The 21,662-nt window shown below is 42.6% G+C and carries 19 protein-coding genes; 2 read left to right on the forward strand and 17 right to left on the reverse strand.

Going from position 1 to position 21,662, the window contains the following annotated elements; genetic code table 11:
- Positions 1-62: 62 nt before the first annotated feature.
- The 15 genes from Q4Q49_RS06530 to hldE all read right to left on the reverse strand — a co-directional run bounded on the left by Q4Q49_RS06530 (position 63) and on the right by hldE (position 15,831).
- Positions 63-416, reverse strand: coding sequence for a hypothetical protein (locus tag Q4Q49_RS06530; RefSeq protein ID WP_311998941.1), 354 nt, complete (start codon positions 414-416; stop codon positions 63-65).
- 334 nt (positions 417-750) lie between these two features.
- Positions 751-981, reverse strand: coding sequence for a hypothetical protein (locus Q4Q49_RS06535; protein ID WP_311998942.1), 231 nt, complete (start codon positions 979-981; stop codon positions 751-753).
- Positions 982-1,071: 90 nt separating this feature from the next.
- Positions 1,072-1,416, reverse strand: a complete 345-nt coding sequence (locus tag Q4Q49_RS06540; RefSeq protein WP_311998943.1) for a hypothetical protein — start codon at positions 1,414-1,416, stop codon at positions 1,072-1,074.
- A 75-nt stretch (positions 1,417-1,491) separates the two neighbouring features.
- Positions 1,492-1,857, reverse strand: coding sequence for a hypothetical protein (locus Q4Q49_RS06545; protein ID WP_311998944.1), 366 nt, complete (start codon positions 1,855-1,857; stop codon positions 1,492-1,494).
- Between the two features lie 76 nt (positions 1,858-1,933).
- On the reverse strand, positions 1,934-2,272 hold the full coding sequence (locus Q4Q49_RS06550; RefSeq protein ID WP_311998945.1) for a hypothetical protein: 339 nt from the start codon (positions 2,270-2,272) through the stop codon (positions 1,934-1,936).
- Between the two features lie 157 nt (positions 2,273-2,429).
- Positions 2,430-2,822, reverse strand: a complete 393-nt coding sequence (locus Q4Q49_RS06555) for a hypothetical protein (RefSeq protein ID WP_311998946.1) — start codon at positions 2,820-2,822, stop codon at positions 2,430-2,432.
- A 250-nt stretch (positions 2,823-3,072) separates the two neighbouring features.
- Complete coding sequence (locus Q4Q49_RS06560; RefSeq protein WP_311998947.1) at positions 3,073-3,402, reverse strand: hypothetical protein; 330 nt, start codon at positions 3,400-3,402, stop codon at positions 3,073-3,075.
- Between the two features lie 114 nt (positions 3,403-3,516).
- Positions 3,517-3,846 carry a hypothetical protein gene (locus tag Q4Q49_RS06565; RefSeq protein WP_311998948.1) on the reverse strand — a complete coding sequence of 110 codons (330 nt, stop codon included), beginning with the start codon at positions 3,844-3,846 and terminating at the stop codon, positions 3,517-3,519.
- A 153-nt stretch (positions 3,847-3,999) separates the two neighbouring features.
- A complete protein-coding gene (locus tag Q4Q49_RS06570) occupies positions 4,000-4,362 on the reverse strand; it encodes a hypothetical protein (protein WP_311998949.1) in 363 nt (120 codons plus the stop codon).
- 314 nt (positions 4,363-4,676) lie between these two features.
- On the reverse strand, positions 4,677-4,928 hold the full coding sequence (locus Q4Q49_RS06575) for a hypothetical protein (RefSeq protein ID WP_311998950.1): 252 nt from the start codon (positions 4,926-4,928) through the stop codon (positions 4,677-4,679).
- Positions 4,929-4,980: 52 nt separating this feature from the next.
- Positions 4,981-9,822, reverse strand: coding sequence for an RHS repeat-associated core domain-containing protein (locus Q4Q49_RS06580; protein ID WP_409373156.1), 4,842 nt, complete (start codon positions 9,820-9,822; stop codon positions 4,981-4,983).
- On the reverse strand, positions 9,777-12,554 hold the full coding sequence (locus Q4Q49_RS06585) for a SpvB/TcaC N-terminal domain-containing protein (protein ID WP_311998952.1): 2,778 nt from the start codon (positions 12,552-12,554) through the stop codon (positions 9,777-9,779). The genes Q4Q49_RS06580 and Q4Q49_RS06585 overlap by 46 nt, the downstream gene beginning before the upstream one ends.
- A gap of 392 nt (positions 12,555-12,946) precedes the next feature.
- A complete protein-coding gene (locus tag Q4Q49_RS06590) occupies positions 12,947-13,426 on the reverse strand; it encodes a TetR family transcriptional regulator (protein ID WP_311998953.1) in 480 nt (159 codons plus the stop codon).
- A gap of 150 nt (positions 13,427-13,576) precedes the next feature.
- Positions 13,577-14,404 carry a hypothetical protein gene (locus Q4Q49_RS06595; RefSeq protein ID WP_311998954.1) on the reverse strand — a complete coding sequence of 276 codons (828 nt, stop codon included), beginning with the start codon at positions 14,402-14,404 and terminating at the stop codon, positions 13,577-13,579.
- On the reverse strand, positions 14,401-15,831 hold the full coding sequence (gene hldE / locus Q4Q49_RS06600; protein ID WP_311998955.1) for a bifunctional D-glycero-beta-D-manno-heptose-7-phosphate kinase/D-glycero-beta-D-manno-heptose 1-phosphate adenylyltransferase HldE: 1,431 nt from the start codon (positions 15,829-15,831) through the stop codon (positions 14,401-14,403). Before hldE ends, Q4Q49_RS06595 begins: the two co-directional genes overlap by 4 nt.
- Before the next feature lie 103 nt (positions 15,832-15,934).
- On the opposite strand from hldE, the gene Q4Q49_RS06605 reads away from it, so the two are divergent.
- On the forward strand, positions 15,935-16,861 hold the full coding sequence (locus Q4Q49_RS06605) for an LpxL/LpxP family Kdo(2)-lipid IV(A) lauroyl/palmitoleoyl acyltransferase (RefSeq protein ID WP_311998956.1): 927 nt from the start codon (positions 15,935-15,937) through the stop codon (positions 16,859-16,861).
- Between the two features lie 143 nt (positions 16,862-17,004).
- On the opposite strand, the gene Q4Q49_RS06610 is transcribed toward Q4Q49_RS06605, so the two are convergent.
- Positions 17,005-18,735 carry a potassium/proton antiporter gene (locus Q4Q49_RS06610; RefSeq protein ID WP_006082903.1) on the reverse strand — a complete coding sequence of 577 codons (1,731 nt, stop codon included), beginning with the start codon at positions 18,733-18,735 and terminating at the stop codon, positions 17,005-17,007.
- Between the two features lie 921 nt (positions 18,736-19,656).
- Here Q4Q49_RS06610 and Q4Q49_RS06615 point away from each other — a divergent pair.
- Complete coding sequence (locus tag Q4Q49_RS06615) at positions 19,657-20,571, forward strand: L,D-transpeptidase family protein (RefSeq protein WP_300476378.1); 915 nt, start codon at positions 19,657-19,659, stop codon at positions 20,569-20,571.
- Between the two features lie 94 nt (positions 20,572-20,665).
- Here Q4Q49_RS06615 and Q4Q49_RS06620 read toward each other — a convergent pair whose 3' ends face one another.
- Positions 20,666-21,493, reverse strand: coding sequence for a M14 family metallocarboxypeptidase (locus Q4Q49_RS06620; RefSeq protein WP_311990999.1), 828 nt, complete (start codon positions 21,491-21,493; stop codon positions 20,666-20,668).
- Between the last annotated feature and the right edge of the window lie 169 nt (positions 21,494-21,662).

The following is a 21,662-nucleotide window of genomic DNA, read 5'->3' on the forward strand; positions in this document are numbered from 1 at the left end:
CCCAAATTAAAATGGAATGAAAAGTAATATTGTAAGCCAAACACTTAATCCATTAATAAGAGTTAATTCATTAAATTTAAAGAGCCATAAGATTCAATATGGCTATATGTCACTGTTTCTACAGTATACCAAGCTACAGGCTTGCATCCATGAATATAAGCTTGGACCTTTTTCCCACTTGCAAATGCCGTTAATATTGCAGCATAAATTTGCTCATACTGAGGATGCGACTTAAGTATAAAAATTTTGTCCGTCACAGTACATGCGGCCGGATTACCAAATGCACCATACACCAGAACGCCTTGACCTTGCACAATATCGACTCTTATTGGTGTTGCCGCAGAAGTAAAACCTCCAGCATAAACACTAGAACTAAAAAACATTACAACAAATAATAACAACACCCATCTGCTCATATAACCACCAAATAAAAACAGTAACAACTCACTTTAAAATTAATATTAAAATGACTTCCTTAAATTACAATAAAATTTCCTTCATAAGCTCTAAGACTTAAACTAATTATGTGCACCTTACCAGAGACATAAGTGGTCAAAGCTATACTTAGCAATAGTTAAAGCCTCTTGAGGATGTTTATCATATGCAAATTCAGCGATAAAATTACATATAAGATCCAAGTGCAGGCACTCTCATTGAAATACTGTTTCACTCTCTTTTAAGTACCAAAATCAATATCGTTAACATCTACAGCACCAACAAAGAACACCAGTGCATAAATTATATAATTGATTATTGGTATGTCCTGACAAGAAAGGCAGGTGTGCCGTAGTCTACTTTACCGCAGTCATAGCCATCCTGTAGGTATTCAACCATTACAGGTTTACCTGACATCTGAGCACTAAGCAATGCCGCATATCTTTCCTTAGTACCATCATTATTATTAATAGCTCCTAAAGTTCTCCAGGTTGCTCCTTCCTGTAAATACATAATTTTTAAGCCCTCAAGTTGAATATTTATCACTTTAGCCACCGGACAATCACAGTTCTAGCATGAGCAGGCTTCAGTACAAGAACAAGCATTATACTAAGCAAGGCAAAATATTAGACTTCATTATTTTATTGAGCCTATATAGACAGGTACTGGCGCATTAGAATATGTAGTCAATGTTGCGCAAGTTCCATCTCCGCTATAATAAAAAATTGCTTTTTTGTTGTTATTTTGCATCGATTGCAACATTCCAATCCAAAGTGAGCAAGTCACGGTATCTACGCCTTTAAAGGTGCCTTTAGTATTACAAATAACAGTATAATCGCCTCTGCCAGAGTGAAGAACATTTACCGTCCCATCACCGTATACCAGAATTCGATTAACATCTGCCTCACAGTTAAAGACTGCATACGACTTGCTTATTAAGCACAATGATAAAACTAAAAACATTAATATAGATTTACTCATTTAAAACACCTTAACATTACTTACATCACATTTATAATAATAGAAAAACTTAATAAAATAGTTGGCAACTGATATTTACTGCATTTTAAAATGTCGGATATTCGCTTTTTGCCAACTGCCCCAGCCATTGCAATCACTCGGAACTTGATCACCATCAAAATGCATGCTTGCAATTGACTTTTCTGACATTTTGATAGCAAGAAAAGTAGAATACAGTGTCTTACATGTTTCCGGCCCTGTAACATAATGAGTCCCCGCAACTTTCCATTCAATATCGGGACTACAGAAAAATACTGCCTGATTCATACTAGACAGCTTAATCATCAAATTATTGGGAGAATGATATGACAAAATATCAACTTTGCCATTACATATCAATTCCGCTGCATCACTACTAGCTGCGTAAATAAATAATAACAGCATTACTAAGATACTTCTCATAACGACTCCACATTTAACAAACTATTGAAAATAAATTTTTAATCTGAATTACTTATTTTTAATTAAAGAGCAAGATTTATGGATTCGTTGTCCAAAAGAGCGCCTTAGTCACTCTGCTTCCGGTTTGAAGTCCACATTTATCAGCATGTTCGGTTTCCACATTCACTCTATGATTAGATACTTTGGCCGCCATCAAACTGGATAAAACTGCTTTTTTATCATCCTCAGTCCAACCCGTAAAATAACTCCAATAGGAGCCAGAGCTATCGTCGCGGTTATTCAAATATACCACTGCCTTTAAACCAATGCCCTTCTCGACCCAAATTCTGCCTACATACAAGTTTTGACAATCAGTCGTAGATGCTTCTGCAACGTTAGAAATCAACAAAGCAAAAAATATAATGACTATCTTCATGCAATCTCCATTAAAGTAAAAAATCTATAAATCATTTTTAGCCAATAATTAACCGCGCCATCACTTCCAAAGGACTCTCTCCGAAGGTCATAAATAGCAAGCTGCTCTTGAAAATTTCATTATAAATAATCATGGCTGTGTATTAACTTTTAAGATGCTATTCCTTGAGCCAAATTCTATCTATTTTAAGGTAGCCACTGACAGTGCCGTGCATTTGCACAGAAACATTCCTCTGACTCGCCTGTGCCGCCAGAGCGGTGGAATAGAATAACTTGGCAAATTCAGGATTTTCGTCAATTTTAACTATTCCGGCATTACCATTGGAGGCCGAAAATCCAGCGACACTGGCATTGGCAGGATCCATGGGGGTATCGAAATACATCAATATCGTATTCCCGGAATTAACATAGAGATTGGCCACTTTTCCAGTGTATTGGCAATAACCACCCGATGCACTACTGCAGCTAGGCAAGGCTGCCTGCACACTTGCCAAAGGCAACAGAGCCATGAACGCTAAGGGTGATACCTGAAAAATTGTTTTAATACTCATCTCGTCATTCCTATATGGATCCATTGTTCAAGCGGTTTGCTCATCGTATTTAGCCAGTATGTTATGACTAACAAAGCTGGATTTGAAAATTGTGGCATCACTAAATTCAGCCCTTAAAAATTTAGAAAAGATCGCTATAAACGTCTCAGTTATTATTATTTTAAAAAGCGTCACGCCTGCCAAGGATTTATCCATAATTAAAGTTAGCTAAAAACAATTTTACAATGTAAATAATATAAATAACTAAAAACTAACCAACTCGATGGACACGTATATAACCATCCCCACCGTCTCCTGCATTATCGAAACCTATATTAACAGGGATCTTAGTCGTATGTGCAACTAACAGTCTAGATAACATTCTGCTTACTGCAATATCAGTTACATTAGTAGCAATTGCAAAATAACTACTATTACAACTAGCATGGGAGGATGGTTGATTATGTAAGCGAAACAGTATCAAACCATTGGCATATGTCATAACAGCAGTCACTTCACCAACCATATTATCGTTATAACCCGCATATACTACATTAACATTTGCCAATATAAAACTTAAGATAAATATCATTTTCTTCATAAGTAATTCTTACTCCAAATCAGTTTTTATATGCCTGTTACAGCTATATCATTTAGTGAATGATTCAACACGAAAAATTTCGTGTCTATGCCTCAGGCGTTAAAACGCTTTATACTATTTATGTAAGTTTAAAAAAGTAAATGCATACCAACCATTTTGACTTGTGGTTTCAGCCGCTACACTTACTTTATAATCGGCAGAGAATGCAGTAAGCAACATGCTTAAAAACATTTTTGCTCTTTCATTTGGTTCTTCTGAGTTCCCCCAATAGTAAAAATACATTTTCCCGTCGGTGCCTTGAAATGTAATCCAATGTTTATCCCATTGTGGATATACGTTTACAACACCAACACCTTTTCCTTTATAATTATTGTCGGTCCAACTGACGTCAGCGACACAGAGATTTGATGTTAGTAACATTAAGACAATTGCAATAACTTTCATGTTTTTCCATATTAATTTAACCCTGAGTGCCGTGCCACCAAAGAATACAATAACACTACAACTATAATAAGGGGGCATGGGCTATGGCCCCTTTATCCCAGCTCTTTAGCCCAACTCGATATTAGCTTACCGACTAAGCGATATTATTTATCCTTATTCTAAGGCCATTTCAATTAAATCAACATCACAATTAATTGCATAAGTATCGGATGAGTCTTGGTAAATACCATTCTCATCAATACTTCTTACTCTCACTTGATATGCTTCACTACTCCTTACATTAAAAAGTAGTAGATCATTTGGCGACACTAAAACCTCCAAATAATAATCTTCACTTGGATTACCTTTCGGAATATTCCTCTTCCATAAGGGTTTATACGTTAGCAAACAATCATAGAAATCGGAAAATCTAATCTTCACTTCTAGATTACGATTCCCTTCTAGTTTCATGGCCTGATATGCTTCTGAATTACTAACACCCTTCATCACACGAATAAAGTTATGATCATCTTTCATGATAACGAAATAAATAAATAATGGTGGTATCAATAAAAAAATAATACAACCAATTTTAATAAACGTAATTCAAACATCCAATTCTACTCCTGGCTATTATTTCACTACCAACCACTTTTCTCAAAGAATGTCACACCATAGCCTACGTTATAATATCCTTCCGGTAATGGAAGGATACTGGGTGACTCAAGCGTTAATGACAACTGCTCACCGATGATATCTGGCGCATTTGGAACCGAAATTTGGCCACAACTTTAGAATCTTCCCAAAATCGTCGCTCTGATTCATTTGGGCTCAATCCTGCATTGTAATGATTAATCTTGGGGACCCTTATTCTTTTTCTTCTCGGCTTCTTTAATTCTCACTTTTTCTTCACGTTCAGCATCCATACAGTCAACACACTTATTGGTGAAAAATGTCTTCCAGTTGGATGGGGCATCGGCCCATATGAGTCCCCTTTTGCAGCGAGGGCACTTCACCCAGGTCATGGCAACGAAATTCATCCCCAATATCCATATCAGGAAAAACACTACAGAAAACCAGGGGTACATGAAGGAAATCATCATTCCAGAGATCCCTACGCAGAATAGTAAATAATAGTAAGTTCTATATTTCATTTTAATACCTGAATAACTCTATTGTCTCAGCTGTAACCGTGGAAATGCTGCTACCGTAACCTCCTCCAATGTCAAATCCTCCAGCTTTATTCAAACCGTAACCTTTTGAAAAATCTAGTCCACCAGTATTTAAGGCACTATTTGGAGATGCTGGCAGAGGCACACTGAAATCTGCACCCACAGGTCCAACTTGGAGGCTGACCTGAGCAGAAGTGCCTCCAAGGGCTTCGACTGAATATGCGCCATCGATAGTCACTGCCGCAGACAGTTCCGCCCCGCCCCACACTTCACCATTCACTCCTGACACTCCGACGCCAGATTTGACATAGGTTCCCACGGCACGATTTACTGTGTCAACGTAGAAGCCGCCACCGCCAACAATACCTGCAACACCAAACACACCCGTACCTTCCACACCAATTGAAATAACAGTAGGAAGCATACCACTTGTTGCCCCAACTGCTGGTGTAGCAAACATGTCTGGACTGTGGATAGTACCAAGTTGTGAGTCATATACTCCGCCTTCAAATGAGCCAGTACCATATTCAACAAATCTGTCAACCTCTCGTGCAGCAGATGTTTCTACCCAACCTTCCCGAGCCTGAGCCGAATATGTCTTTACACCCTTACTAGCTCCGGTTCCTTCATTGCCCCCCCCTTTGCCAAGGGTTCCCTCTGTCCCCGTGCCCTTGGCGCTGGACATGGACGTCAGTCCGGACACTGCCCCATAGGCACCATAGGCCGCCATAGCGGCACTGAAGACGGCGCCGAATCCTCCTTGTCCATACTTGAACGCCTGCACTGAGTTGTAAATGGTATCTACGGCAGTATAAATGACATAAATGTAGTAGGCGACTACGACTATATCCGCTACAACCTTGGCAGCCACCAGTGCCCCTATTACTTGGGCAATAATAACCACTGGATTATAGCCACTAGGATCTACTGCATTAAGGGGATTATTACGCACATAGCTGTATCGATTGTATGCCTGTAAATCGGTACCATCGGCAACCAATGGATCGACCGACAGGAAACGCGCCAACCGAGGATCGTAGACACGGCCATTCATGTGAATGATACCCAATGCGTCTATATGTTCATGGCCAGTGAAGCCGCGATTGTAATCTTTGTGAGCAAAAGCCAATGCACCGTTGAGCAGTTTTAGCGGACTAGTAATACCCGTATTAAATGCCCGACGTTGACCCCAAACATCGAAGCTATGCTCACTGACCACGGCGCCATTGATGTCCGTCATCACAGTAACTGAGCCCAAATGATCACGGTAAAGAAAATGAAACTCCTGTCTGGCGTTCCCCCCTAAATAGTCCAACTCCACCGCGACTCCGGCAAGATGACGCTGAACTAAGGTGACCATACCATTGGTCTTAGTGTACTCAACGTTACCCACATAGAGAGTCTCTTTACGGGTGTTGCCGTCGATATCTGTGCGTTTAAAACGCGTTCCGCCGAAGCCATATTTGAATTCAGTGCGCTGACTGCCCGCCTCGATAAGGGTCGGCATGTCAGAAGTGTTGTAATCGACGCGACTGCGGCCACCCCCTTGCATCATGTTGCCGTTAGCATCATAACTGAAGCTACCAGCCAACTCGCCATTACTGATCCGACTTACAGCATGGGGCCTCGCCGTCTCATAATGATAGTTACCCACTCCGGTTTTAAAGAGGATATTTCCCAATTCGTCGTAATCAACTTTGGTCAAACTGTTGCCACTGCGATTAGTCAGATTGACTTTGGTCAGACGATGTAAATCGTCATAACCAAAATGCTCTTGTACATTATTTAGGTTATCCCAGCGGAATTCTAGATCACCATAAATATCGAAAAGATAGCTCAGACTCTGCACTTGACCATAACTACCCGTTTCTATGGTGTTAAGGTTACCATTGTATGGATCAAATTTTTGCTTAGTAACCAGACCATTGCCCAGTTTGTATTCTAGTGTGTTACCCCAAGCATCGGCCTCGCCGAAGCGCCACAACAAGCGATTATTTCTAAGGTTAGTTTTCTCAACTAAGGTATGATCGACATATTTATGGCTGATGCCGTGCCCCGTCGTATCAAAGGTAATTTTAGCTGCGTAGGCATGTTCTGGACCGTAAAAAAAGACCCTTTCTTTATACCGCTGTATTGCTGCACCAGTACCAAATTCAACTATTTGCGACTTTACTTTTGACAGCCAGTGATATTCAAAATGTTGAACTATCTGATTAACATGGTCAGTTATTCGACTGACTTGCCCCTTACCATTAGGCTTCTCATCATATGTCCAAGTCGTGTGTTGATCTAATACGCCGTTAGCAAACTGACGCTTAAATGACAAAGGACGACTGAGGGCATCGTATTCTTGAGTCGTTACTTGGCCCTTGTTGTCTTTTTGCCAGATGACATTACCCAGCGCATCATAACGATATTCAATGGTGCCTTTGTCTGGGTCTACCATCTTGACTTTACGCCCCAAGTGATCGAAATCATTGCGGGTAACTATCTGACCACTCTTGCCCGATGCAGACGAATGATTCCTTGCTACTTTGACCAAGCCACCAGCAGCATTGTAGCTATAACTGAGCTTGATACCATCAACATCGCTTGCCCCAACCAGTTCGCCAATAGTATTAACCGTTTTACTGGTACTGCGTCCATCGGGGTCAGTTTCCGTGATAGTGTACATATCATAGGATGTAGTCCAAACATTACCTTTGGCATCCGTGGTCGCTATCTTGCGATCTAACTCATCGTATTCTGCACCTAAGTAGCCACGAGGTAATGCTGTGATATCACTTCCCTTCTCAAGCTGCACTAAACCTAGATCGCTAAAGTGTGGTACTGAAGTGGCGGTTACCCGCCCCTGTTTATCGTAGCGATAACGCGTCCACTGCCAGTCCCTCGTCAGAGAAGAACCAGCATAAGATCTCGCCACGTTTGTTTTCTCAGCTAATTTACGACCATATGAGTCAAAAAACTCCATGGTATCACCACCATGGCTATTGGTCGTCAGCTGATAATAATAGGCATCTGTGACGCATTCTGAGACACACGGCTGTTGGTCGATAGTGCTATGAGTGCCGTCTGGACTCGATTTGAAATTAAGTCGACCCAATTGACTATATCCGTACTCAGTAATCAGACCATTAGGATCTTGCTCGCTAATTCGGCTACCGAAAATGGGGTGATAACGATATTCGCTGACAAAGGTAGTATCGTCTGTGGGGAAGCCTCGGTAATGCGTCTCTTTAACCGGATAACGACCATAGGGGTCGTAGTTGTATTCTACAAATTGGGTCTTAATGCCATCACCCTGCGTTTTTTGCACGACAATATTACCAAAGCCATCGCGAATATAGGATTTTCTTAAATAGTAGTTTGCACTAGAAGGATCATTACTCGATTTTCCTTGACCTTTAGCTCCATCATTTTCTTCAGCAGCCAATAACCCTAAAGAATCATATTCGTAATGACTAATTCGACTGATATCATCAATCAATCCACTACGAGAATAACTGACTTTTTGATGTTCTAATCTCCCGCCGATGAAATCACTAAATTTGCCATAAGCATTTTCAGTCACAGTTTTATACCAATCGTTCGAACCTGCTGATTGCCTACTGATGACTTCAACTTTACCTTTGTTACCCCAGGCATCCATAAGGCTATTAGTTGTAATGCTATAGCTCAACTGTGCACCAGATTTAACATCATAGTTACTGACAGTTTCACTATACGGATATATATAACCTTTACCAATGCCGTTACCTGTATACGTTTTATACTCAATGCTCGTCTCGGACAGCAAGCGAGAGCTGTTGTCTGCAGTATCATCACTGGCATCATTCACCGACACAATGGAAAGTGGCATTGCCACTTTAGGTTTGGGACAAATTTTACCTGGAAAGCAGGGCTTGGGCTCGCAGTCATGGCAAGGGGGCCGAGGAGGTGTAACTGAATCAACAGGTGTCACATGATAGGTCTGAGTCTTATACAGTAAACCTGTATAGGGGAAATCCTGACGATAATAGGCTACGCGCTTAGTCGAAGTTAACTTTTCATAGTTTGAAACTTCGGCAAAACCCAATATACCACGCCCATGCTGTGCCTTAAGACCCCTGTACTGGTAAGTCAAATAACTGTCTTTAGTCTGGACTGAAGTGACAACCTTAATGGGTTGAGCCACGTCGAGCACTATTCCACCATTACCCCACCGTTTTTGAGGGGCATCTACATCACGAACATAGTATTTTGCGGCTGCTTGCTGAGTAATAGTGCCGTATCGAAATGAGGTCGAATTATTGAAGCCATCCGTAATTCCCTCAATAACATCTCTTAGTCCACCAGTATTTCGCCAATTACTCAAACGCCCATAATGGGAGATAAAGTCGAGGGTACCGTCAGCATTGATATCTGCAAACTGTGTGACAATGTTATTTGCAAAAGGAATATTAGTTAATTGGGTTTCAGATGTTTTCTCACCATCAAAATAGTAGACATCCCAGTTATTCCCCCCGCTGATTAAAGTCAACAGATCTGCATAACCATCCCCATTGAAATCTTTTATATCGAAAACTGGGTTATAACGCTCATCTACACCAACCTTACCCAATAAAATCTCAGAACTATATTGATCGGCACCTGTATTAAGTTTTGCATATACAGACTTATCAGCCCCCAGCCCCCTTACATAGACAAAATCAGCTAAGCCATCCCCATTCAAATCAACAATTCTTAACGACTGCCAAACATTTGCTCCACTATGCCATTGCCAATTCCCCCCCTTACCACCTACAGGTCTATAGTTTTTATAATGCGTTGAATTATATTCCCCCAAAAAAACTTTTTGGCAATTTCACCATCTCGGTTTTTAGATGCCAGTAACCATTGACCTGAATAACCTATGAAAGTTTTACCACGATATATCTCAGCATCAACAATCGGCACTAAAAACTCATTTACACCGTCATTATCTATGTCGACGACTTTCAAAAAATCGTTTAAATCATAGTTATTAACGAAATCTGGGAATTTTGTATGAGCTTGTGCAAGCTCTGGTATTAAAAACTTAACAGGAGTGGCAAATGTACCTAAACCATGGATTAAATATGTATTATAGTGGACATATATCTCACCATTATGAACATATGAAATATCAGCATAACCATCGCTGTTAAAATCTGCAATTTTGATATTACGATTAAGCACCTCTACATTAGTTCGTATTGGAGGGTTTCCCATATTATAGTCAATTTTGTCTGGTTGTGCGGCATCAAGAACTGAATGATAAATATGCCACTGCCCGCCCTGATTAAAGATAACATCATCCCGACCATCATTATCGACATCTATAACTTCTGCGCTGGTCCTGAACTCAAAACTTGCCTTACCATTAAAGTATGCATATTGCTCAAAGTTATCCCCTCCCGTAATAAAAATAATATCGTCATATTGACTATTCGAAACAGCCCTAATCTTCCAATAATCCAGTTTACCATCACCATTCATATCGAGTAACAAATAAGGCAACAATCCTTGTACTCGATTATTATGGTAACTTGAGTTTTCATTATTACTATATTTTAATTCTGGTGAATAATTAAAACTACCCTGTTTCCAGTCAAATACTGTCTTGGGGAGATAGCTGCTTCCTCTACTCGCTTCGATAGATTGTAACAAACTACGATTGGAAGTTGATGACTGAATGTACTCTAATGAATAAGTTCTCAGCTCCTGTGAATCGACATAAGAAATGACCGATTTCAATCGTTTGCTTACATTAAACTGGAAGCCACCAGCATAGCCAATTTGACTATCAGGTCTATCTTCATAATTAAACTCTATATTATTCAACCCATTTGCATAGACAACATTTTTCAATCTGTAACTCAGACTGGAAGGAGAGTTCGACTCGTACTCGAAATTAATTTCATTGCCCGCAGCATCAATTTTCTTAGATAATGGCCATGCCGCAGCAGGACGCCCCAAACGACCATTATCTGTCGCGGAAGGTATTAAATTCATTGCACTGTATACTAACGTTGAACCATCATTACTCTTAATAGTAAATTCTGTCGGACCATCAACATCAGCATCGGTAATTTCAATATCAAGAGGTTCATTTGTTTCAAATCGATACTTTGAACCTAAATAACCATAAGCGCTTGAGTCTACACCTTTTATAAGTAACTTCTTAGAGTCTAAACAAAATCTGTCAGTATTACTGAAGTTAACCGCTAACGCCTGACCATCTTGCTCTTTATTCTGGGAACAGCGACTTATAACGGATACACCATTAATACTCCATCCCATACCAAGCCAGCCATTTCCTTGGCTACTGTCATATTGCAAAGATAAATTAGGTGTAATGCCAGCACTTCCTGGACCTTGCTCTATTGGCACTGAATAAGAAGCCGTCCCCATGGGGGTCACTTTCAATTCGGCAGGAATAGAACCTACAACTTCGCCATTATCCGTGTCTTCCAACGGATTTGCGACAGAGGTTGGTTTAATTTCTGCTTCAGGATTGGGTTCAAGAGGATCGATATCAGAAATAACCAATATTGAATGATATGGTGATGCTATATCCAAAATAGCAAAGCCGGGTAATTGATTCACTGCGTTGAACCGCACTTCAAGATCCAAGCGACCATCACCATCATAGTCACGATAAGTGAGTTGATAGCCGCTTTTCTCAATTAATAACTTACCGTTTAATTGTGCAGAGTTAACTTGATACAGACTCCAAACCCCAGAAGAATCCGTGAGCAATAGAGTCGGGATATCACTGTCTATAAAAAGTGGTATATTGATATTACCCGCAAGCAAGACAAATTTCTTCGGAGGCTTTAAATAAAAATTTCCGTATTTATCTGTAAGTAACTTGTAATCTAACTGTTTAATAACTCCTGCAGAAACTGACTCTTGCTGAGTTAAAGTTACAAAATATGCATAACCACTGCATTGACCAAACGAACAAGTTTTAACTCGATAGTCATATTTTCCTTGCGACGTCGCCAATAATATATTGGTCTTATTCCCGACATAAACCTTACTCCATGAACCACCATTAAGACTCTGTTCAACAACACTATCTTGTGGTGAAAAATCCCCATTCGATGGTAAAGTCCATTTCAATTCAACACTAGAAAATGACGGAGTATCAAGACTTAGTTGAGCAGGGAGGCTCAGTGGTTTCACTGAAACTTTTACAGGCGTTGAGTAAGCTGAACATGCCCCAGCAGCATGACACTCTTGATACCGATACTCATAATCGCCAACGGGTAAGATACCCTGATGAAGTATATTTGAGCTTCCTTCTATTGATTCTCCTGGAAGTAAATTTTTCGAACTTACCTGATTACGAAACCACTTTAATGTTCCGCATGAACTAGAGACATTCGATAGTGAACTTTTGTCATCACAACTAACAGATTGACTTAAATAGGGTGTTGTATCTTGAACGATATTCAGTGAAAAATTACCTTCAGCAAGATAATTTTTTTGGATGCCACCGATAGAGATAGCATAGGTAGATGAGGGCACTAATATAGTAAAAAACAAAACCATAAGTCTCATCCATAAATTAACAGCATTCCCTATCATACGACCAAAATCTCAATAATTAATAAAAATACCACACATTGTTACATGTCATCTACATAGTTTGCAATCACCCCTCCAGATTAAATCCCTTCAAAACCATATTTCGCCAACAAATACAGCATGCCAAACCGTTTAATTTGGATAGTAAATTTAATTAAATCCATATGGCACATAAATACATCAACGAGGAATAATTTAAGCAGCAAAAATGTATTCCGTTACACTCGGTGCAAATACTCACAACATCACGATTAGACAATATAGAATATCGAATATCACAGCTAATAAAAAAGGAGCCATCAGGCTCCTTTTTTATTAGCTGTCGCAGTGATTATCTGAATTCAGGGTGAATCCATTTATGCCGCTTTTGCCACATCGAAGTTTGATAGCAACATCACAGCCGTACGGCCCAACAAATGGTTGATGGTACGATCACCCGCTATGCCTAATTCGGTAATAGCTTGCTGACGCGCCGTGCTCACCGCTCTAAAGAGGGTGATTTCATTATTAGCCCCACCACAGAGACTAAAGAACAGCCTCAATACTGCACGGTAATGCTCTTCTTGCATCGCCTGCATCCAGGATGTTTCCAACGCTTCTTGGCTAGAGAAATCCAGTGCCGCCACAAAAAGATTGCCAATACGGCCATCTAAACGTACTAAAAAGTCGGTTTTGCGTGGAAAATGATGACTAATACCTGTGCGGCTAATGCCAGTAGCTTCAGATAACGTGGTATAAGACATAGTCTCAAAGCCAATAGTCAAAATTTGCCTTAACGCTTCATCCATAATCTGATTTATGGTCTGCTCAGTTTGTACTCGCGAGCGTTTAGCCATAGTAAAGTCCCCCTTTTATTTTTAGGGTCAGAGCTTACCAAAGCCACTTAGGGATTACTGCTGTTCACTCGTGGTAGACGGGCGTATTTCGTTTTTGTTCAGCTAAGGTTCAGATTTTAACAGTGTTGCACACGGTTTACATTAACATCTTTATAACATTGAATTTTGTACCAACCAGTCGCGTGCTTCAGCCTCTCCCATGAGCAAAACTAGCGTCGGTTTTAAATATTCTCCCAAGGCGGCTTTGCGCCAAAAAAGATACCTAGGAAGCGGTTGCAACACACTCGCCCCAAAAGTACGCTGCATTAAACTGGAATATTCCCGCAATACGCTAGGGGTTAATTGATCGATATTAGGATAAAAAACCGCCAGAAAATCCCGATAATCGGTGAATCTCGCCACTTGAGCCACTTCGTAGTGACGCAACACTTGTATCATCATTGGCGAGCTCCAATGCGACAAGTATTGCGGACTTGTTAACGCATCAAGGTTGCGTCTATGGTATTGCTGCCACGCCAAGGCAAAATCACCTCGCTCCCGCGCGATACGCCAAACCAGATAGATATCGGCTAGCCATTCATGCTGATATGCGCTCAATTGAGTCGGTAACACTGTGCCTTGCAGGGCAAGGTTCTCCAAATGACCAAGCTCATGCCATAGGGTTAATTGCGGCTGTTCGAGCAAAGGTAATTGATAAGTCACGAGATCGACACTGGCTAACTGCACTTGCGGCGTCTGCAACTCATTGACTAAGACTAGGCCCGCAATCTTATTGTCATCGACGGGCATGACCATGGCACTTCTGCGGCCTAAATCGCGCTTAAATTGATCTAGCGTGGCCGGAAGCTGCGCCAACACTTGCTTAGGCAATAATGCCAAGCAAGTGCCAAGCTCTGGTAAAGGGCAAATCAAAGCCTGCTTATCGGCAATGGGCGTCCAAGACAAGCTAGATGCAAATACCAGAGCAACTAAGCTCACTGATTAGCCATGATATTTTGAATAATCGCCGTGGTTGAAATACCATCCTCAAAGCCCAGCACTTGTACTTGACCACCGGCGGCAATCACTTCAGCGCCGCCTGCGATGTCTTCGAGCTTATAGTCGCCGCCTTTAACCAGTAGATTTGGCAGCAAGCGAGTGATAATACGCTGCGGCGTATCTTCACTAAAAGGCACCACCCAATCGACAGAGGCTAAGCCCGCCAACACGGCCATACGACGATCAACCTGATTGACTGGACGACCATCACCCTTTAGGCGTTTAACCGAGGCATCATCGTTTACTGCAACAATCAAACGGTCGCCTAAGGCTTTGGCTTGTTTGAGGTAACTCACGTGGCCCGCATGCAAAATATCAAAGCAACCATTGGTCATCACCACACGCTCACCGCGCAGTTTAGCCTGCTCTAAGGCATAGGCGAGCTGATCTTCACTCACCACACCAAAACCCGATTCTCCATGATGCAAAGCCAAAGCTTCAATAAGCTCAATGCGGCTCACGGTAGAAGTGCCAAGCTTACCAACCACTACGCCAGCGGCGGTATTCGCAATTGCGCAAGCCTGCGGTAAATCGGCGCCCGCAGCTAATGAGGTTGCTAAGGCAGAAATCACAGTATCGCCAGCACCCGTCACGTCATAGACTTCACGGGCAACGGTAGGAATGTGCAGCTCGGGCGCATTAGCGGTCACTAAGGTCATGCCCTTTTCAGAGCGGGTGACTAAGATGGCATCGAAATGATGTTGCTTAAGTAAGCCACGGGCTTTTTCCAGCAGATCCGCTTCTGAGGTCACAGTGCCAACAACGGCTTCAAACTCGCTCATATTCGGAGTGATCAACGACGCGCCCTGATAACGGCCAAAGTCACTGCCCTTAGGATCGACTAACACCATCACACCTTTTGCGCGGGCAAGCGCAATGAAATCTCGCGGCTGATCGATAGCGCCCTTCGCATAGTCAGACAACACCACCACATCGACGGAATTGAGTAAAGCCTCAGATTGCTTGAGCAAACGCACACTATCGGCCTTGTCGAAGGCTTCTTCGAAATCGAGTCGGATCAACTGCTGGTTACGTGATAACACCCGTAACTTAGTGATGGTTGGCTTGTCAGCAATGGTTAACCATTGGGGTTCAACCCCTAAGGTTTGCACGCCAAGCGTTAAGGCGTTGGCGGTATCGTCTTGACCGACGAGCCCAGCAAGTAGGACTTGACCACCTAAGGTCGCGATATTGAGCGCCACGTTGGCCGCGCCGCCGGGTCTGTCTTCGACTTGATTAATCTTCACCACAGGTACGGGGGCTTCGGGGGAGATACGTCCCGTAGGGCCAACCCAATAGCGGTCTAACATCACATCGCCGACGACTAACACTCTGGCTTTTTCAAATGCTGGCAGAGAAACCTTCATAGTGCTCTTATCTTTATGCAGAAATTAAACCGTGATTGTACCTAATTTTCAGTAAAAATTGAGTTAGAATAAGCAGTAATTTTCAAAAGTAGTGAGTATTTTTGTGGTCGAGAAAGCCGAGTTTTCATCTTCTTTATATCATCCTAAGCATTGGCCCATGTGGTTTGGCGTATTTTTAATGCGCTTAACTCAGCTTCTACCGCTCTCTTGGCAGATGAAACTGGGTAAAGGTTTAGGTCGCTTAGTGATGAAATTTGCTGGCAGTCGCACTCATACGGCGCGCCGTAACTTGGCCCTCTGTTTCCCTGAAATGTCAGAAGCACAGCGAGAAGATTTACTCACGCGTAACTTTGAAGAAACGGGCAAAGCCATTTTCGATACCATCAATGCATGGTGGTGGTCCGATGAAAAAGTGCAGCAGCACATGAGCATCACAGGCAAAGAACACGTGCAAGACACCCTCGATGCTGGCCACGGCGTTATCCTGTTTGCCGTGCATTGTTTACCGCTGGAAATGGGCGCACGTATTTTCGGCCAATTCCAACCCGGCGTGGGGGTTTATCGCCCACACAACAATCCTGTGATGGAATACCTCCAAGTGAAAGGCCGTTTACGCTCGAATAAAGGGCTTGTTTCTAAACGCGACTTGCGCCAAATGGTGCGTTGCCTGCGTAATCCCGATGTCATTTGGTACACGGCCGATCAAGACTTTGGCCGATCAAGCGCGGTATTTATCCCGTTTTATGCCATGTCAGATGCGGCAACGATTACGGGGGCCACCACGTTAGCCAAACTCGGCAAAGCCAAAGTCTTACCCTTTTTTGTGGAACGTACCGAAGGTGATGAGGGCTATCGGATTGAAGTGATGCCACCGCTGGATAATTTCCCCGGCGAAGATGAATTAGCCGATGCCATTCGCGGTAACAAGATTATCGAATCCATCATAGATAAAAACCGCGCCCAATATATGTGGTTGCATCGCCGCTTTAAAACCCGTCCAGATCCAACAGACAAATCTTTATATCAGTAACTCATCCAGTTTTTGAATACAAAAATGCCAGCAAATAAGCTGGCATTTTTTATGGCGACTTTCGATTACAATTGTCGATGACAACTTTCAACTTCAACTCTCTATGGCAACTCTATATGGCAAGAAGCATCTAGCGCATGAGATTACAGCGAATGCTCGGTCGGTAAACGAATACCCACGTTAGTGACTTTGCCTTCATACAGCCCCGCCACCACCCAATGCAACGACTGCCATTGGAACTGATCGCCCAGCACAGGATTGGCGCCAAGCTGTGATACCACCAGATCGGCGACTGTCATATCATCGGCGAGATTATCTAAGCTCAAGCCATAAATTGGTGCGAGATCTGCAAGCTTAACGTCTGTTTCAATAAAGAAATCACCGAAGAAGCGTTGCACTTCTTTATTTTCAGGCGCTTGGCTAAAGAGGTTACTCAAGGCTTCTAAACTTTTCTCCTGACCCAGCACACAGAGTATATCTCCCGCTTCGAGGCGAGTACTGCCCGACGGATGCAGTAAAGTGTCATTCCTAAATACCGCCGCAATCCGTGTTCCATCAGGCATAGCTAAGCGTTTTAGCGGCTCACCAATGCACCACTTACTTTCACTCAAACGATAGACAAACACTTCCCATTCGCTGCTCGGGTAAATTTCAACTCCCGAACGCGAAACGGGCAACGGCTTTGGGGGCAGTTCCACCTTAGCTAAACGCGCCGCAGTGGTCAAAGACGCACCTTGAACCAGTAACGATACTAATACGACGAAGAAGGCTAAGTTGAAGTACAACTGAGCGCCCGGTAAGCCCGCCATCATAGGGAACACCGCCAAGATGATAGGTACAGCACCGCGTAATCCTACCCACGAAATAAACCAGCGGTCGCGACTGCTGAAGCTCTTAAAGGGCAATAAACTGATCCACACAGCGACAGGACGAGCGAATAGAATCATCCCAAATGCCAGTGCAAAACCTGGGATCAGGATATCGACTAAATCTGAAGGGGTAAGCAATAACCCTAATACCAAGAACATACCGATTTGGCTGACCCAAGTCATGCCATCAAGTACGTTTAAAATCGCATGGCGACCACGAGTCGGCTTATTGCCGAGGAAAAGCCCGACTAAGTAAATCGATAAAATGCCACTGCCGCCGAGTTTGTTAGACGCAGCATAAATAATCAGACCACCGCTTAAGACTAAAATAGAGTACAGGCCGTCGGCTAATTTGCTCAAATTAACCAGCTTCCACAGCATCCAGCCGCCGCCTAAACCTAAGCAAATACCCAGACCAAATTGCTTAATAAAGCTGATAAACATAAAGCTGAAGGACATCTCAGTGTCCACATTGGCGAGAATCGCAATCAGCGTCACGGTTAAAAACACCGCCATAGGGTCGTTACTACCGGACTCGATTTCTAAGGTTGCCCCAACCCGCTCGTTGAGACTGCGCCCTTTCAATAAGGAGAATACCGCGGCGGCATCGGTCGAGCCCACAATCGCGCCCACCAGCAAACCTTGCAACCAATGCAAGTCAAACAGCCATGCGGCCATCATGCCAGTGATACTGGTTGTGATAGCGACGCCAAAGGTCGCTAGCGATAATGCAGGCCACAGTGCCACCCTAAAACTGGCGACACGGGTACGCATACCACCATCGAGTAAGATGATAGCAAGCGCTAAGTTACTGACTAAATAAGCGGTGGAATAATCATCAAACAATATTCCGCCAGGGCCATCTTCACCGGCCAAAATACCCACGGCGAGGAAGATCAAAAGAATCGGGATACCCAAACGCGAAGACATGGGACTGAGTAAAACACTCACTGCAGTTAGCAAGGCGCCAATCAGAAAAAAACTATTGATGGAATTTGCATCCACAAACGCCTCCTTATACAGGTTGTTTAGTTAAACGATAGACAAATCACCGAGGTTAAAAATGACTCAACTTACAATTTTATGATTTTATATTAGCACAAAAATAGCGAATTATTGGAGCGTTAAATATTAAATTTCAATCATCTACATAGAAAACGCCATAAATGTAACTTTGCATTAACCTTGAGATAAAGGCTAACGTAAAACCTAAAGAACCGCAGAACATTTTCACACGACTTATAAAAATTAAAATAAATGAATATCATATAGTTAAAAATAACAAACTAAACGTAAACTTAAATCATTCAAGCAAAATTACGCTCATAAACCTGTATAAACTAGGGTTATCATAGTGAATTCAGTACCAGACAAAACAATGTCGACTGAAACGGCGAATATTCGAACATCACCCTCAAGCCAATTGTTTTCACTCCATTTATCCGACAGTCGGCTCAGCTAGGCGGACTTTGTCAGGTTGAGCATCACCCCGTTAGAAAAGTACTTTAAAAAAGTCTCGCAAACGCTGTTTTCGCAAAACCCATCAATTCAGCCCCCTTAATTCGCCATCAAAAGCAGACACTATGCATAACGTCAATATTTTAGACTGAGCGATCACCATAGAAGCGTTGCAACACAGCAGCTTAGATCAGGGATTTGCAGCACATAGAGCAATAAAGCAGGCACAGGGTTTAATGATAAGCCGAAATACTGACAATCTTAGTCGCCGAGGAAAACCGTTAAAACAAAAATTAAGCGATAAATACGCTGTACGGATCATATTTCAGTTGAAATAATGTCCAAAATAAGGAAGGATGCGAGCTTCGCGCGCCAGTGCATTTTGCTCGTCAAATTGCCGCTCTCGTTTTAAGAGAGAAAGCTGCGTTAAACACGCTTTTTTATTAACAGGAATCGTAGTATCCGCTTATGAGTATGCTTCGCACCACAGCTTTATTATTGACTTTGGTTTTCCCTAGTCTGTCCGCTTTAGCAACGGAATATCCTTTACCAGCCGCCCAAAGCAGGCTAATTGGCGAGAACCAGTATTATACGGTTCCAGAGGGTAAACACACTCTCGAAGATATTGCAGCCAAATACCAGCTCGGTCTCAGTAACTTACTCGAAGCTAACCCAGGTGTAGATCCATTTCTGCCAAAGCCAGGTAGCCAACTGTTAATTCCATTACAACTGATCCTACCTAACGCTCCCCGTGAAGGCATAGTGATCAACGTGGCCGAAATGCGTTTGTATTACTATCCAAAAGGCAAAAAAACAGTTGAAGTCCTGCCTATTGGTATTGGCCAAATTGGTAAAGACACACCAGAAAACTGGGTGACCACAGTACAACGTAAACGTGCTAATCCAACTTGGACACCGACACCGCGCATTCGTAAAGAATATGCTGCTAAGGGTGAAATCCTGCCAGCAGTATGGCCAGCGGGTCCAGACAACCCTATGGGACTGTATGCACTGTATATCGGCAACTTGTATGCGATTCACGGTACTAACGCGAGTTTCGGTATCGGTTTACGTGTCAGCCAAGGTTGTGTGCGTTTGCGCCACGATGATATCGAGCACTTGTTCAAGAATGTCCCAGTGGGCACCCGCGTACAATTCGTGAACCAGCCGATTAAAGCAACCGAAGAGCCAGACGGTAAGCGCTACTTAGCCGTGCATCAACCTCTGTCTCGTACTGTGGCTGAGTTTGAATCCAATGAGCCAGTCGCGATTTCATTACCTAGAGATATCGCCAAGTTTATCGCTAAAGCTGACACAAATTCTTCTGTGATCAAAAAGCTGCTCGATGAACGTACTGGTGTGCCGATGCGAATTAATCAATAATTCACTGGCAAATATCACCTAAAAAAATACCCGCTATCAGCGGGTATTTTTTTGTCATTTATTAGATGATTAAACACCTAATAGAATAACAAGATCAATCACATAAAGGTGCACATAGGGCTAAGAAGTGAGTCATAGCAGCACTGTTTGCCAATACGCGTTGGTCGAAGTTTTGCAGCGCTGGCGTTTCGGTACAAGCACCGACACGGGCACCACTTCGCACTAAACACGCTTCAAACGACGTATCGAAGTGATTGAAGATCAAGCCATCCTTCACAGGACACGCATCAATCTCGCCATCCATAGCAATCGGGAAATAACCGCCTAAGGTATCGCGCAAATCGAGGCTAAAGCGTCCTGGCACTTGGCTTGGCTCAAAAGAATACACATAGGCTTCACGGCTCAAGACATCTTCGTGGCAAGTTAAAATACCGTCACGGCAAGCGGCAATCAGTAACTGCGCATGATCTAACAACAACTTACCTTCCACCGACGTATGTTCATTGGCTTTAGGTTTACCATTCTCAAATACAAAACCGCGATTTGGATTTTCGCCGTACTTGTTAAATCTATGGCCGCGGCTGAATCCGGTTGGATTAACGAGGGGCAATAAACTCAAGTTCACCCGTTCAAATAGGTCTGCTGAAGCTTCACTCAAAAAATGTAGCAAACCCCAAGGGCCTGCAGATTCTTCGCCATGAAATCCTGCGCTGATCAATAAAGAAGGTAAGCCTGACTTAGCGGCGGGAGACTGATACAAGCTAACCTTGTATTTACCGACTTCACCCAAATTCTTCTCAACCATGCCCAAACGGGTCATTTCCTGCTCAAGCAGCAGATAAAAATTATCAATATCAGTGCTTTCACAGTTAAAAATATCGCTTTTCCACTGAAAGGATTCGAACGGGGATCTGCTTACCATATCTTGTACTTATGCCAGAAAAAGAACTGTGCCATCATAGCAGTTCTTTTTAAAAACTGAATGCTATTCAACTGATTTCGATGAAATCCGAGCAGTCGCTAACCACATCGCAATCGGTATCGATACCTGTTGATGGGTTAATCGCCACTTGGTAACGGCATTCAGCTTC

The sequence above is a fragment of the Shewanella sp. SP1S1-7 genome (assembly GCF_031932105.1).
GTDB classification, from domain to species: domain Bacteria; phylum Pseudomonadota; class Gammaproteobacteria; order Enterobacterales; family Shewanellaceae; genus Shewanella; species Shewanella baltica.

Bases quoted from the DNA above. Each gene is read 5' to 3' on its own strand.
- Q4Q49_RS06530 (WP_311998941.1), bottom strand. From the start codon at position 416: ATGAGCAGATGGGTGTTGTTATTATTTGTTGTAATGTTTTTTAGTTCT.
- Q4Q49_RS06540 (WP_311998943.1), bottom strand. From the start codon at position 1,416: ATGAGTAAATCTATATTAATGTTTTTAGTTTTATCATTGTGCTTAATA.
- Q4Q49_RS06545 (WP_311998944.1), bottom strand. From the start codon at position 1,857: ATGAGAAGTATCTTAGTAATGCTGTTATTATTTATTTACGCAGCTAGT.
- Q4Q49_RS06550 (WP_311998945.1), bottom strand. From the start codon at position 2,272: ATGAAGATAGTCATTATATTTTTTGCTTTGTTGATTTCTAACGTTGCA.
- Q4Q49_RS06555 (WP_311998946.1), bottom strand. From the start codon at position 2,822: ATGAGTATTAAAACAATTTTTCAGGTATCACCCTTAGCGTTCATGGCT.
- Q4Q49_RS06560 (WP_311998947.1), bottom strand. From the start codon at position 3,402: ATGAAGAAAATGATATTTATCTTAAGTTTTATATTGGCAAATGTTAAT.
- Q4Q49_RS06565 (WP_311998948.1), bottom strand. From the start codon at position 3,846: ATGAAAGTTATTGCAATTGTCTTAATGTTACTAACATCAAATCTCTGT.
- Q4Q49_RS06570 (WP_311998949.1), bottom strand. From the start codon at position 4,362: ATGAAAGATGATCATAACTTTATTCGTGTGATGAAGGGTGTTAGTAAT.
- Q4Q49_RS06575 (WP_311998950.1), bottom strand. From the start codon at position 4,928: ATGATGATTTCCTTCATGTACCCCTGGTTTTCTGTAGTGTTTTTCCTG.
- Q4Q49_RS06585 (WP_311998952.1), bottom strand. From the start codon at position 12,554: ATGGTTTTGTTTTTTACTATATTAGTGCCCTCATCTACCTATGCTATC.
- Q4Q49_RS06590 (WP_311998953.1), bottom strand. From the start codon at position 13,426: ATGGCTAAACGCTCGCGAGTACAAACTGAGCAGACCATAAATCAGATT.
- hldE (WP_311998955.1), bottom strand. From the start codon at position 15,831: ATGAAGGTTTCTCTGCCAGCATTTGAAAAAGCCAGAGTGTTAGTCGTC.
- Q4Q49_RS06615 (WP_300476378.1), top strand. From the start codon at position 19,657: ATGAGTATGCTTCGCACCACAGCTTTATTATTGACTTTGGTTTTCCCT.
- Q4Q49_RS06620 (WP_311990999.1), bottom strand. From the start codon at position 21,493: ATGGTAAGCAGATCCCCGTTCGAATCCTTTCAGTGGAAAAGCGATATT.